This window comes from Oleiphilus sp. HI0080 (assembly GCF_001635135.1).
The window spans coordinates 1-12,589 of the sequence record NZ_LWFU01000368.1; the positions used below are offsets into that span (position 1 = coordinate 1).

11 protein-coding genes and 1 pseudogene are annotated in these 12,589 nt (G+C 48.4%); 8 read left to right on the plus strand and 4 right to left on the minus strand.

All coding sequences use genetic code 11. The features are described 5' to 3' along the window. Window positions 1–90 precede the first annotated feature (90 nt). The 4 genes from hemC to A3751_RS05610 form a co-directional block, all read right to left on the minus strand. Window positions 91–1,035: a hydroxymethylbilane synthase gene (gene hemC, locus A3751_RS05595; protein WP_068453223.1), complete on the minus strand. Its 945-nt coding sequence runs from the start codon at window positions 1,033–1,035 to the stop codon at window positions 91–93. A 65-nt stretch (window positions 1,036–1,100) separates the two neighbouring features. After that, a complete protein-coding gene (locus A3751_RS05600; RefSeq protein WP_068453225.1) occupies window positions 1,101–1,442 on the minus strand; it encodes a hypothetical protein in 342 nt (113 codons plus the stop codon). 169 nt (window positions 1,443–1,611) lie between these two features. Next, entirely contained in the window at window positions 1,612–2,355 is a 744-nt protein-coding gene (locus tag A3751_RS05605) for a LytTR family DNA-binding domain-containing protein (protein ID WP_068453227.1), read from the minus strand. Between the two features lie 10 nt (window positions 2,356–2,365). Beyond that, a complete protein-coding gene (locus A3751_RS05610; protein ID WP_068453229.1) occupies window positions 2,366–3,409 on the minus strand; it encodes a sensor histidine kinase in 1,044 nt (347 codons plus the stop codon). An 86-nt stretch (window positions 3,410–3,495) separates the two neighbouring features. On the opposite strand from A3751_RS05610, the gene argH reads away from it, so the two are divergent. From argH to A3751_RS05645, 8 genes and pseudogenes are all read left to right on the plus strand, one after another. Continuing rightward, window positions 3,496–4,896 (plus strand): argininosuccinate lyase, encoded by a 1,401-nt coding sequence (gene argH, locus A3751_RS05615; protein WP_068453241.1) that lies wholly within the window; start codon window positions 3,496–3,498, stop codon window positions 4,894–4,896. 121 nt (window positions 4,897–5,017) lie between these two features. Next, window positions 5,018–7,873, plus strand: coding sequence for a class I adenylate cyclase (locus A3751_RS05620; RefSeq protein ID WP_068453231.1), 2,856 nt, complete (start codon window positions 5,018–5,020; stop codon window positions 7,871–7,873). Window positions 7,874–7,967: 94 nt separating this feature from the next. Continuing rightward, on the plus strand, window positions 7,968–8,120 hold the full coding sequence (locus A3751_RS23845) for a lipoprotein (protein ID WP_082863073.1): 153 nt from the start codon (window positions 7,968–7,970) through the stop codon (window positions 8,118–8,120). Between the two features lie 32 nt (window positions 8,121–8,152). Further along, window positions 8,153–9,403, plus strand: a complete 1,251-nt coding sequence (lysA, locus tag A3751_RS05625) for a diaminopimelate decarboxylase (protein WP_068453233.1) — start codon at window positions 8,153–8,155, stop codon at window positions 9,401–9,403. A 5-nt stretch (window positions 9,404–9,408) separates the two neighbouring features. After that, window positions 9,409–10,239, plus strand: a complete 831-nt coding sequence (gene dapF, locus A3751_RS05630) for a diaminopimelate epimerase (RefSeq protein ID WP_068453235.1) — start codon at window positions 9,409–9,411, stop codon at window positions 10,237–10,239. A gap of 34 nt (window positions 10,240–10,273) precedes the next feature. Next, window positions 10,274–11,014 carry a DUF484 family protein gene (locus tag A3751_RS05635; protein WP_068453237.1) on the plus strand — a complete coding sequence of 247 codons (741 nt, stop codon included), beginning with the start codon at window positions 10,274–10,276 and terminating at the stop codon, window positions 11,012–11,014. Between the two features lie 18 nt (window positions 11,015–11,032). Beyond that, complete coding sequence (gene xerC / locus A3751_RS05640) at window positions 11,033–11,917, plus strand: tyrosine recombinase XerC (protein WP_068453239.1); 885 nt, start codon at window positions 11,033–11,035, stop codon at window positions 11,915–11,917. A 383-nt stretch (window positions 11,918–12,300) separates the two neighbouring features. Further along, a pseudogene (locus A3751_RS05645) lies at window positions 12,301–12,589 on the plus strand (hypothetical protein); the annotation flags it as partial.

Consider the following 12,589-nt stretch of genomic DNA (forward strand, 5'->3'; position numbering starts at 1 on the left):
CGCCAACTGACTCCAATACCTTGCACAGCTCAGAGGCTGACGGTTCAGGTCGGCAGACAAGTACTTTGTGCCCTTCGAGAATGGCTTTGATCATGATTGATACGCAGCTTCAAGAAGTGCTTCGGCTCCCTGCTCGAGGAGCTGCTCGGCGATATCGATACCAAGCACTTTTGGCTGACTCTGTTTGATCGAAATCGAACTTTTTGCGGTGAGAATTTTCGAGCCATCAATTGCGGCGACCAAACCTCGAAGAGTGAGTATATCGCCATTCAGTTCAGCAAAGCCGGCAATGGGTACTTGGCACCCGCCTTCAAGGCGTGTATTCATCGCTCGTTCTGCCAAAACACAATGGTTGGTTTCTTCATCAATTAGCGGTGCGAGCAATTTTTTTATTTCGGTATCGTTGCTTCTACATTCAATCCCGAGCGCGCCTTGGCCTACGGCGGGTAAAGACTGCTCAGCAGGCAGCACTTGTTTAATTCGATCGTGAAAGCCAAGTCGACGTAAACCTGAGTCGGCAAGAATGATGGCATCGTACTCTCCGGCATCAAGTTTGCCGAGGCGCGTGTTGACGTTGCCGCGCAAGCCTTTAATCTGCAGGTCTGGCCGAAGGGCAGCAATTTGGCTTTGCCTCCTTAAACTAGAGGTTCCAACAACGGACCCTTCAGGTAGTGCGTCAATGGAATCGTATTGGTTGCTTACAAATGCGTCGAACGGACTTTCTCGTTTGCAGATGGCGGCGAGTTCGAGCCCTTCTGGGAAGTGCATTGGCACATCTTTCATCGAGTGTACGGCGATGTCGGTATTTCCTGCCAGCATGGACTGCTCTAATTCTTTGACGAAAAGCCCTTTGCCACCAATTTTGGCAAGAGGGACATCAAGTATTTGGTCACCTTTGGTGGTCATCCCGACAATTTCTACTTCCAGACCGGGATGCAGAGATTCAAGCTGGGCTTTGATGTGTTCGCTCTGCCAAAGTGCTAGGGCGCTTTCACGCGATGCGATACGTATTTTAGAAGGAGTGGTATTGGACATGGTGCCCCTCAACAAGAAATTTGGGGCATTATAACGAGGTTTTTAAGGAATGTGCTGGAGGGAGGTTAAAAGTTCAGCTTGAGCTCTAATTCAACTTCGTCTTCTTTCACTTTGAAGCGTGTGCGGGTGCGATCAACGTAGTCGGAAAAGCTGCGCGCGATCTTACCTTCGCCTTTTCCACCAAATGTCATGATGCGCTCGCTGTCAAAATTGAATACTTTGTGGATCATGGCGCGAACGATTTTACTGTAGGGTATTTTTGTAGAAGGTTGTTGGTCAACCAGAATAGTGTCCTCGTCATTTGCAGGAATATGCGGGTTTGCGAAAGTGATTGTCGAGAAGCTCAAAAGAACTGCTAGCAGGGCTGCGATCCCTGAAGCTTGCTTACTGTTTGGTGTTTTTCCCACGAATGATTACCTCGCGATTCAACTCATTGAACGAAATCATACCGAAAGCGGGGCGGTTGTTTTGTGAACTACTTTTCCAAGTGGCTGCAGAGTGAGAACGGTGTCTAGTTCTTTGCTAAGTCCGCGTTAAATTTGCGCGAAAGTACTCAAAAATAGACTTCTAAGGGCGCTATTTATTCTCAAATGCGTCGCGTACGCTACTCACATGGCGTCGACTAACTTCAATTTTCTGTCCTTCGCTGAGAACCAGATAGTAGCCGCTTTCAGGGCTTTTCAACATTTTCTTAATGTGTCGTATGTTAACGAGTGTGCTGCGATGCGTGCGGATGAAAACATCTTCATACTGCTGTTCTAGTTCTTTAAGCGTTTGATTGCTTAGTGTTTCTCCGTTTTTATGTATAACGCTAAGATATTTGTGATCCGCTCTAAATAAAAGGATGTCTTGCAGGGGAAGTCGTTCTTGGCCATTCCAGGTGTTCGCGATGAAAGACTCTTCGTTCTGCTCTTCTTGATGTAACTCATCTAGGCTTTTTAGATGGGCCAGGCTAAGCTTTTTCGCCTGCTTCAAGGCGTGAGCGAGTTCTTCGTTTCTCACTGGTTTGAGCAAATAACCGACGGCGTTTGCCTGAAACGCTTTGAGGGCATATTCATCATATGCAGTGCAAAAAATAATGGCTGGTGGCGGTTCAAGGTCTGCGATGACCCTCGCAGCTTCGATGCCATCAATATCCGGCATTCGAATATCGAGTAATGCTAAATCTGGATGATGCTCTCGTGAGAGCTCGATGGCATGTCGACCGTTTTCTGCTTGAGCAATAACACGAAATCCCTCCATGCTTTCGATCATGCGAGTGAGCCTATCTCTGGCTAGGCTTTCGTCATCGGCAATGAGTACAGTGAGTTCAGTATGCATGCGAGTTCTATTATCTGGATGTCCGCGCAGGCAGGCGCAGAGTGGTTGTAAATACATCGTCCAGTTTGCTGGTTTTGATCAGGGCTTGATCGGAATACAGCGCAGCGAGGCGGTCAGCAATATTACCAAGAGCAATTTGATTGCCATGACGCGTCTGCTCTTTACTGGAAACTGGATTAGAAATAAGAAGATAGATGGTTTTTTGTTTCAGATACGCTTCGAAGCGAATTGTGCCTCCCTCTGGTATGGGCTGTATGCCGTGGTAAATTGCATTTTCGACCAATGGCTGGAGTGTAAGTGGAGGGATCAGGAAATTCAGTACCTGATCTTCAATTTGCCACTCGAGCTTGAGTCTTTCTCCAAGGCGTAAGCCTTCTATATTTAGGTATTTTTCGCAGAGCTTAAGTTCTTCTCGGATCGTGACATAGCTGTTTTTTGTGTTCAGCGTTGCGCGAAACAGCTCTGATAAATCGAGCACTGCGTTCTCGGCTTGTTCTGGCTTGCTGCTGATAAGGCTAGCGATGCTGTTCATGCTGTTAAACAAAAAATGCGGGCGAATTCGGGACTGTAGAGCTTCGATGCGCGAGCTAAGTTCCGCTTTTTCACGCTGCTTAGCTAGAAAGTCCAGGTATGCATAACGAAGAAAGAGGCCGCAGGTGAGCGCCGCAATTAAGGTGTTTCTGGCGATGAAAAGAGCGCCTTGCGGGCTTTCATATGCCAGAAATCGTGCGCCGAGCCAGCTAAAAAATGCAGAAAGTATAAGTACGATACTCAGCGCAAAGGCTGCTTGAGTGATAATGCCGCGCTCGCCAATATATTTTCGTAGCAGGCAAAGCGTGGCGCTCGCGCTCAAGCCTATGCAATGCAAGGTTAGCGATGTAAAGCCCAAGATTTGCCAATTTAACAAAACCTCATGCGACTTTATTAACGTAATCACGAAGGCGAGAATCTGTACGCTCAATATGACAATGAACAAATTCTGCGGATCGCAGAGGTTGGGTATAAAACTCTTGTTGAATGGTCTGCTATTAGGCGCAGGTGCCTTTTGATTCATGTTATACTTCGCCGCCTTAAATCTGGCCGTTCGCGTTGTTGGACGGTCGCAGTGAACAATTATTCAGTGTAGATGGGTTATTCAGCATGAGCAATGATTCGAGTTCGACCAACCAGTCCTGGGGTGGTCGTTTTAGTGAACCAACTGACGCCTTTGTGGCAGAGTTCACCGCATCCGTACAGTTCGACCAGCGTATGTATTTTCACGATATTCAGGGCTCGATTGCGCACGCAACCATGCTTGCAAAAGTGGGTGTATTAACCGAAGAAGAGCGTGACCAAATCGTGCAGGGCTTGCAGGAAGTGCGGTCGGATATTGAATCTGGTGATTTTGAGTGGTCTATCGCACTTGAAGATGTGCATATGAATGTCGAAGCCAAGCTGACCGAAAAGATTGGCATTACGGGTAAGAAATTGCACACAGGTCGCTCGCGTAATGATCAAGTGGCAACCGACATACGTTTGTATTTGCGTGATGAGATCGATTTTATCGCCACAGAACTTACGCGTCTTCAGCAGGGCATCGCCGGTTTGGCGAAGCGCGAAGCTGCGACCATCATGCCTGGCTTTACCCACCTGCAAACCGCGCAGCCGGTAACGTTTGGTCATCATGTGCTTGCATGGAATGAAATGCTACAGCGTGATTACGAGCGGTTGATGGATTGTCGCAAGCGGGTAAATATCATGCCACTGGGTGCGGCTGCACTCGCTGGAACCAGCTACCCCATAGATCGGGAAATGACGGCGCAACTGCTTGGTTTTGATCGTCCAAGCTACAACAGTTTGGATTCAGTAAGTGATCGCGATTTCGCTATTGAATTTTGTTCTTTCGCAAGCTTGTTGTTGATGCATCTTTCGCGCGCTTCAGAAGAGCTGATTTTATGGGCCTCTGCACAGTTTGATTTTATTGATCTCCCTGATCGTTTCTGCACAGGGTCTTCGATTATGCCGCAGAAGAAAAACCCCGATGTACCTGAATTGGTTCGTGGTAAAAGTGGTCGTGTCACAGGACATTTGATTTCGTTGTTGATGTTGATGAAGTCGCAGCCGCTTGCTTATAACAAGGACAATCAGGAAGACAAGGAGCCCTTGTTTGATGTTTTGGATACCGTTAAAGGGTGTTTGCGGGCTTATGCGGATATGGTTCCGGCCTTGCAGGTGAAGTCTGAGAACATGCGGAGCGCTGCACTAAAGGGGTTTTCAACGGCGACAGACTTGGCTGACTATCTTGTCGTTAAAGGCATGCCGTTCCGAGATGCGCATGAGGTCGTTGGTAAAGCGGTTGCGTTTGGAATTGCTGAAGCGAAAGACCTTTCTGAAATGTCACTGTCGGAATTGCAGCAATTTAGCGATACCATCCAAGATGACGTGTTTGATGTGCTTACGCTGGAAGGATCGGTCAATGCTCGCGATCATATCGGTGGCACGGCGCCTGCTCAGGTTCTTGCAGCGGCGGATCGAGTTTTTGAGGAGCTTGATAAGCGATAGGGCTGTCGTGAGAGTATTGCTTAGTTTTGGAACGGTTCTTGTTTGATTTGCTTATCAAGCAATAAACCCGTGTATTTGGCTGCTGTGATGGCAGCCCTTTGCCTATTTGATCAGCGCAGCCATGTCCTTAACTAAAAAGCGAATCATAACAGCCGATTACTCCGATGGCGTCGACAGAAAACTGTTGAGGCAAATACGTGATCGCTTTTTACTTGTAAATCAGCGCCGGCTTGATCGCACCTACGAAAGCCTGCCAAGTAAGCAGGCGGACATTCTTCGTCTTATTCCTCTTTTGTATCAAGTCAATCACCCTCTTCTGCCTGGTTATGTTTCGCGCGATGCTCCGCGGGGTGTTTCGGGGTATGCACCAGACAAAGTGGTGCTCTCTATAGCAGCGGGCTTTAGCAGAACTTTCCGCTACAAACAGGACCGTCGACACAAGGCTCAGATTCAGGCGCTTTTTATCATGGGCAGCTCGGGTACCTTAGCGCATTCCGAGGCGAGCGATGTAGATGCATGGTTGTGTGTTGACCCTTCTCTTAACGCAGATCAAGAGCAGATCTTGGCAGCCAAAGCGCGCAAGATTGATGATTGGGCAAATAAGGAAGGGTTGGAGCTGCACACGTTTGTAATGTGCGCAGAGCGATTTAAACAGGGCCAGGCTGCTCCCGCGATGGACAAGGAAAGTAGTGGTTCAGCACAGCATTTTTTATTGCTGGATGAGTTTTATCGCACCGCGATTCTTTTGACGGGTCGTTACCCGTTGTGGTGGCTTGTTCCTCCAGATGCAGAAGGCAGTTACGCTGAAATTACGCAATTATTGCTTGGCAACCGTTTTGTAAAAGAAGCCGATGTCTTAGATTTTGGTAGTACTCATACCATTCCCAAAAGCGAGCTTATTGGAGCCGGCCTGTGGCAGTTGTATAAGAGCCTTGAGTCTCCCTATAAGTCAGCACTGAAGCTATTATTGGCGGAGGTCTATGCGCGCGAGTTGCCCGAGTACCCCTGTTTAAGTGTCGAGTTCAAACAGGCGGTTTACGAAGACGAGCTAGAGCCTAGCGAACTTGATCCGTACTTTATGCTATACCGCCGACTCGAGAGTTACTTGCGCAGGCAGCAGGAGGAAAAGCGCTTGGAGTTGGTGCGAAAGAGCTTTTATTTAAAGGTGAATAAAAAGCTCTCGCGAGCCGTTAAGCCGCGAGTCGCTTCTTGGCAGCGGATGTTTATGGAGCAGCAAGTTGCGCAATGGGGTTGGGGTAAGGGAGAGTTAGCGCATTTAGATGAGCGATATGACTGGAAAGTGACGCAAGTCCTCGAAGAGCGGCAGGCCTTGTTGTCAGAACTGACCAATGCGTATCGTTTTTTAACAAGTTATGCCAGAGCTAATGCGATAGAAAGTTCTATCACTCAGCAGGATATGTCATTGCTTGGTCGAAAGCTTTATGCGGTTTTTCAGCGTAAGGCGGGCAAAATTGAGATCGTAAATCTCGGTATTACGCCCAATATTTGGGAAGAGAATTTAGCCATTCACCATGGCAGTAGTCAGGAGTTCTCCTCAGATAGCAACGCTTGGCTGTTGTACAAGAATCTTGCGAGCAGTGCAGATGCAGCATATAGCCAGCCGCTCAGAAAAAGTTCTAGTCTCGTAGAGCTGCTGGCTTGGCTGTACTTTAATGGTATTGCTACAAGATCAACCCGTCTGAGTGTGGTTCCGGGAGCGCGCGCAGTTACTATTCGCGATGTGCATAGTGCTTTAGACACCTTAGAGCAAGTTTACCCGCTGCCACTGCCTTATGTCCCGCAAAGTGCTTATGAGACCTCGGCCAAGGTTTCGCATATTTTGCTTTTAGTAAATCTTGGTGCGCAGGCTGGGGAGGACGAAGACGAGCTGATGCGTCGAATTAGCGATCGAACCGATTCGCTGAGCTACAGCTCCGAGCGGCTCAATCTTGTGTCCACTATTGATCAGGTTGTGCTGAATAGTTGGGGTGAGATATCAGCTGTACGGTATGAAGTGGGCGAGACCTTGATGCAAAATCTACAGGCGTATTTGCAGCTATGTTTGGAACAGGGTGACGAGGCATTACAGCTAATTGTGCGTTGTTTTAGTGCTTTCCGTTCTTCCGCTATCGAGACCCGCGTGAAAACGTTGTTTTACGAAGCGCGCGCACTTTTCTTTGTGGAAGGCGAGTTGCAGGATTTGCGTTATGTGCTTGAAATTGGTGAGGCGTTCTATGTCATTCAGCGCGTAGAAGAGCAGTTCCGTTTTGAACGTCATGCGAATCGTCAGATGCTTATGGAGCGATTGCAACGTACAGAGCTAAGCTATCAGCCTATCAAATTGGATAGTTACGCGCTTGAATCTTCTTTGATGCTTCGTGCTGTTCTGGCGCAGGATGAAGCTGAGGTGGTGCAGGTGTTTTATCAATTCACTGCAGAGGCGATTCACTTATGCGTGCTGGACGAGCGTGGAAGTGTTTTGGAATACCTGCTTCCGCGACAGGAGGAGGTCGTTTTTCAATCATCCATATTTAACTTTCTATCGACGGTCGTTGAGCGCAGGCAGCTTAGCGTGAGTGCACAGGCATTTGTCAGCATGCCGAGTATTATTCTCTACTCCATGACGCCTTCTGACGGCGATTTTCGAATAAAGCGCATCAAACGTATTGATTTAGTGCAAACCGAAGCTGTGCATGCAATGGGTGTGATAGATGGAGATGTCATGCATTTTGACTTGAGCTTGCAGGGGCGTGATTTTAGCGTCGCCGAATATGGAGAGCAGCAGCTTTCTGCGCTGGATCATTTCTATCGTAAAATGCGAAGCAAAGAGTCAGTTCCTTTGAAGCTGGTTGATGTGAGTTTTCCTGCAGATCCGTTAGGCATGCTCCGCAACGAAGCGCAGGGTTTTGGAACGCTCGATTATCTAAAGGTGTTTCTTGATTTTGAAGTCGGTATCAAAGGCCTTCAGATTACCTAATGGCAAGGATCTAAGCGTTAGTCTTTGCATCAGTGACAAGCTATAATCGAGCCCAAACTTCGGTATCCGCAATAGACTATTTGGGAATTCGTTTATGCTCTCTCCTGCGCGACTTGTTTTGGCAATACTGTTTATAACCGTATTGAGCGCATGTGGGCAAAAAGGCGCCTTGTATATGCCTAGCGATGAACGAGCATCAGATGAGTCGACTGAGCAGTCTCAATCGGAGCCATCACTCGAAAATTAAGGTACGCTGCGCGTAAGCGCGGTCGTTAGGTTATGGATTATTTTGTTTCAAAACAGGGCCAACTGTTTGCAGAAGATGCCGCCCTCAGTGATATCGCTGAGGAGTATGGCACACCGACTTACGTATACTCCCGAGCAACGCTAGAGCGTCATTATCATGCATATGATCGTTCCTTTGGTGACTATCCCCATCTCATTTGTTATGCCATTAAAGCGAATTCTAATCTCGCGGTTTTGAGTATTTTAGCCAAGCTTGGTTCAGGCTTCGATATCGTCTCCATTGGTGAGTTGCGCCGAGTAATCGCAGCAGGTGGCGATCCGTCGAAGGTGGTGTTTTCTGGTGTAGGAAAGCAGGCGGACGAAATGGCTGAGGCTCTCAAAGCCGGCGTTCACTGTTTTAACGTCGAGTCTGAGTCAGAGTTGTATCAGCTGAATGATGTTGCAATGGCAATGAATATGCAGGCGCCTGTTTCTTTGCGGGTCAACCCGGACGTGGATGCAAATACGCACCCGTATATTTCAACGGGGCTGAAGGACAACAAGTTTGGTGTCTCGATTGATTCCGCCTATGAGATATACAAAAAAGCGGCGCAACTGGAGGGAATCCGGGTCACCGGCATAGACTGTCATATTGGGTCGCAGCTCACGGAAACAAAGCCATTTCTAGATGCTCTTGAACGCGTGTTGCTGGTGATTGATCAGCTGGCTGAGGCCGGGATTGAGCTAGAGCATCTTGATATCGGCGGCGGACTTGGCGTTCGCTACGCAGATGAACAGCCCCCTGCGCCAGAAAGCTATGTGACGGAAGTGCTGAAGAAACTTGAGGGCCGTAATCTGACCATCATTATGGAACCGGGTCGATCTATCGCGGCGAATGCCGGTGTCTTGTTGACGCGTGTTGAGTATCTGAAAAACAACGAAGAGAAAAACTTCGCGATTGTTGATGCGGCCATGAATGATTTGATGCGACCGTCTTTGTATAGTGCGTGGCAAGAGATTGTGCCTGTGGTCCCTCGAGGTGCAGGGCAGGCTAAGCGTTATGATGTCGTTGGTCCAATCTGTGAGACAGGCGACTTTTTGGGTAAAGAGCGAGAGCTGAATATCGAAGAAGGCGATTTGCTCGCGATTCGATCGGCTGGAGCCTATGGTTTTGCGATGAGCTCCAATTACAACTCCCGCAATAGAGCGTCTGAGTTAGTGGTGGATGGTGATCGTGTTTTTGTAGCACGCCAGCGAGAAACGTTTGAAGATCAAATTCGCCTTGAACGCCCATTTGAAGAGTAAGACGCATGATCGTTGAATTTACAAAAATGCATGGTCTAGGCAATGACTTTATGGTCGTTGATATGATTAGTCAGCATGCGTTTTTCAGACCCGAACAGGTTCGCCGACTAGCAGATCGCCGGATGGGTATTGGTTTCGATCAAATGCTTCTCGTTGAGCCGCCCAGTAAGCCCGACATGGATTTCAAATACCGAATCTTCAATTCAGATGGTTCAGAGGTCGAGCAATGCGGTAATGGCGCACGCTGTTTTGCGGTGTTCGTCCGCGAGCAAGGACTGACGGATAAGTCGGTGGTTCGCGTTGAGACATCGAATGCCGATATTGAACTTTTTATTCAAGATGATGGTCGTGTGCGTGTCGATATGGGGGAGCCTGTTCTAGAGCCCGACGCCGTGCCCTTTGTTTCAGATGAGCAGCATGCCAGCTATCAGCTAGACTTAGAGGGTGAAGCCGTTGAGTTATCAGCGGTTTCCATGGGAAATCCTCATGGTGTTCTGCTTGTTGATGACGTTGCGACGGCAGACGTTGATCGGCTTGGGCCGGTTCTAGAGAGTCACCCGCGTTTTCCGAACAAGGCGAACATTGGTTTTATGGAAGTTGTGCATGCGCGCTTTATTAAGTTAAGAGTGTATGAGCGAGGTTCAGGAGAGACTCTTGCGTGCGGAACAGGCGCATGTGCCGCTGTTGTTGCAGGTATCGAGCGCGGTTTATTACAAAGTCCGGTTGAGGTGAAGCTACCGGGTGGAAATCTAAATATTGAATGGCAAGGACGAGGGCACAACTTAATTATGGTTGGGCCTGCTGTGACTGTATATAAAGGCCAGGTTCGAATCTGATATCGATAACCGGCACACGAACAAGTGAAAGACAATGACTGATGTAAACAATCAAACCCAAACACAGCCTCTCAGCGAAGACGCCGTCGTCAGCTTTTTGCGCGACAATCCTGACTTCTTTGTTACTCATGAATACTTGCTGGATGAGCTGCGTTTGCCACATAAAAGTGGCTCTGCAATCTCTCTTGGCGAGCGCCAGGTACAGGTTTTTCGTGAACATCGTGATGAACTGCGCACGCAGTTACATGAGCTTGTCGAAGCCGCGCAGCAGAATGATAAGCACTTCGAGAAAAGTAAGCGCTTGTTGCTCGATATGATGGATGTCAAAAGTCTGGACGAGATTGAATATGTTATCCAGGCTGCTTTCAAAGATGACGAGAAAATCGACTTCGCTCGGGTGGTCGTGTTCGGTGACCCGGATGATTATCCAGCAGCAAACCTTCACATCGTCAGCGAGCAAACTGCGCGCGATGAGTTAGGCACGGTGGTTGATAGTCAGGGCGCCATTTGTGGTCGATTTACGGACAAGCAACTCGATTTTTTGTTTCAACAGCAGGCAAAAGAGGTCGGTTCAGCCGCGCTCATCCCGTTGCGAAACGACACGCTTTATGGCGTTTTTAGCATAGCAAGTAAAGATCCAGCGCATTTTGATTCCTCAATGGGGTCGTTGTTCCTCTCCTACATTAGTGACTTCATTACGCGACTACTCCCGGCACTGTTATCTCGCTCAAAGAGCGCTTTGCACGCTGAGAAAGTGCCCTCTCTTTTGGATTAATATCGCGCGGAGCGTCTTGTGCAGGAATTAGTAGATCAATATATCGAATACCTGCACAGCGTTCGGCACTATTCCAGTCAAACCCTAAGCAACTATGCCCGTGATCTAGCCCGGTTTCGAGTTTGGTTAGAGGGCTGTTCGTTTAATGAATGGTCGAAAGTGACGCATGCAGCTGTGCGTGCTTATATTTCTGAGCTCAAGCTTGAGGGCTTGGCAGGAAAAAGCGTCCAGCGGCACCTTTCATCGATTCGTAGCTTTTACCGCTATCTGCAAAGGCATAAGGGCTTTGCAGACAATCCTGGCGACGGGGTACCAAGCCCAAAGGCACGAACCAGACTCCCCAGAACGCTTGGTATTGAAGAAGTTTCTACCATGCTCGATGGCGATTATGGTGAGTGGCACGAGATCCGTGATCACGCTATGTTTGAGTTATTCTACTCTTCCGGACTGCGTTTATCGGAGCTGGTCAGCATTGATCTTCCCCATTTAGATATGAATTCTCAGCAGCTGCGCGTAACGGGAAAAGGGAACAAGCAACGTGTGCTTCCTGTGGGTAATAAAGCGGTGTCGGCTATTCAGGAGTGGTTGGCGTTTCGCTTGGATGCCCGGCCACAAGAGAACGCGCTCTTTGTTAGCCAGCAAGGGCGACGTATTAGCCGGCGTTCCGTGCAGGCACGGTTGAAAAAGTGGATTCAGTATAAAGGGCTTGAGGGGAAAATTTCGCCGCATACTCTTCGCCACAGCTTTGCGAGTCATATGCTCGAGGCAAGCCAAGATCTGCGAGCGGTCCAAGAGTTACTGGGTCATGCCGATATTTCGACAACGCAAGTCTACACGCATTTAGATTTCCAACATTTAGCGGAGGTTTACGATTCGACTCACCCTCGTGCCAAGAAAAAATAGTGGTTTAATCTCAAGTTAGGCGGGCTTAATCAATTATTGTTCCCAATGCTTATGCTGAGCGCTTATCGTATGCATTCCGGTGCTGGTTGGCGTTATTGACCGCTGTGTGGATCTCTTTAATCGGTTGGCATGTCTTTGGGGCTCGAACTTTGCCGCTGCGGAAGAAATTATCGAAGCCTTGAATGTTTATTATCGGGTCGGTCGTATTTAAGTGAGCTTGGTTTTCGATCCTACTACATTTGCTGAAGTTGAGTACTTTTCGCGAAAGACTAAATGCGCAGAGCTGATGCTTGCGTCGGGGAACCGACGGTCGAAATTGTATGAGGGTTTGAGACGAATAGCGACTAGAATTAACCAATGACACTGTGAGTAAGGAGGAGCGTATGTCTTCAGAGGAGTACGAGCTAGCCTTTTACGGAGAGCTCGCGCCAGGCGCCGAACTGGACGATTGCAAAATAAAACTTGGGCAGCTTTTCAAAGCAAGCCCCGCCCAAATAGAGAAAATGTTCGCTGGTCAGCGAGTCGTACTTAAATCCAAACTCGATTCTGCGACAGGTGAGAAGTATTTAGCGGCTCTGAAAGCCCGGGGTGCGGTCTGCAAGCTCGAATCAAATTCCGCGTCAAATACTTCTGTACAGACAGCCGCGGATAACGCACCCAAAGCTCAAGAAC